The organism is Bacillus sp. FJAT-26390, assembly GCF_001682865.1.
GTDB lineage: Bacteria > Bacillota > Bacilli > Paenibacillales > Paenibacillaceae > Pristimantibacillus.
This window is the reverse complement of the sequence record NZ_MAQX01000018.1, coordinates 1-1,364: the sequence shown is the minus strand read 5'-3', so window position 1 is coordinate 1,364 and position 1,364 is coordinate 1. Positions and strand designations below refer to the sequence as shown.

Annotated in this window: 1 protein-coding gene; it reads left to right on the top strand. The window is 52.1% G+C overall.

Translation table 11 applies throughout. The annotated features are described in order from the left end of the window. A partial coding sequence (locus A7975_RS17205) for an ABC transporter substrate-binding protein (protein WP_065385938.1) occupies window positions 1–1,364 on the top strand: 1,364 nt, incomplete at its 5' end.

Sequence of the window (1,364 nt, the reverse complement as noted above, 5' to 3'; positions counted from 1 at the left end):
TATCGGTAAAGCTTGGACTCGTACTTATACTATGCTTCGTCATGCTGCTTACGGCTTGCTCATCGGGCAATAATGGAAGCGGTTCCGCGACGAGCGGGAATACGCCGAAGGAAGAGACTAACGCGGCAAACGCGCCGAAAGAGAACGTAAAAATTTCGTTTATGGGCCATGGCAGCCCGCAGGAGAAGGATATCTTCGCAAAGCTTATTAAATCGTATGAAGCGAAATATCCGAACGTAAAGGTCGAATATACAAGCGTGCCGCCGGCAGAGTACAACCAAAAGCTGTCGACGTTAATCGCATCAGGCAAAACGCCGGATGTATTCTACGTATCGGGGCCGCAATTTTTCAAATATGCGGAAGCTGGCACGATCCAAAATTTGCAGCCGTTTCTAGAAACGACAGAGCTGTTCCAAGAGGACAACGTATGGAAGCAAGCGCTGGATCGCTACCGATATGACGGAAAGATGGTTGGGCAAGGCGACCTCTATGGTTTGCCGAAGGATGTAGGTCCGTGGGCAATGGCGTACAACAAAACGATGTTTGAAGCAGCTGGGGTAGAGCTGCCGCCAGCGGAGGTTGGCAAGTGGACATGGGATAACTGGCTGGATGCCGCGAAGAAGCTGACGAAAGACGAGAATGGGGACGGTAAAGTCGATATTTACGGCGGAGCTAACTTCACGCTGGAAGGCGCGGTATGGGCAAGCGGCGGAGATTTCATCGATCACAAAACAGGGAAGATCACGATCGATACGCCTGAATTCGCAAGCGCCATGCAGTGGGTAGCCGACCTTCGCCTGAAGCACAACGTGACACCGTCGCCAGAGGATGAGAAAGCAATGAACGCTTACTCCCGTTTCGTGGCTGGCAAAGTAGGCATGTTCCCGATGGGGCCATGGGATCAACCGGGCTTCTGGGACTTGCCGTTCGACTGGGATATCGCGGCATGGCCGGTGAACCCGGCAACAGGCAAAGCGGGCACATGGGTTGGATCGATGGGTTATTCGGTATCGAGCAAATCGAAGCATGCCCAGGAAGCTTTTAACTTGGCAGCGTTCCTCGCGCTTGATAATGAAGGCCAGAAGCAAAACTACGAGCTGGGCCAAGCGGTGCCTAACCTGATTGATATGGCAAAAGGCGAGTTTGTGAGCTATGACAAAGCACCTGCAAACCGCCAAGTATTTCTGGATATTATTGAAGACTACGGGCACCCGACGATTGATTTTGGCTCGAAGGACACCAAATGGATCGATACGATGTGGCAGGAGGCCGGCAAAGTGTATGACGGCAAGATGACGGCTGCGGAATGGGCGAAGGAATTGCAGCCGAAGCTTCAAGAGCTTTATGACAAAGGCAATAAGTAA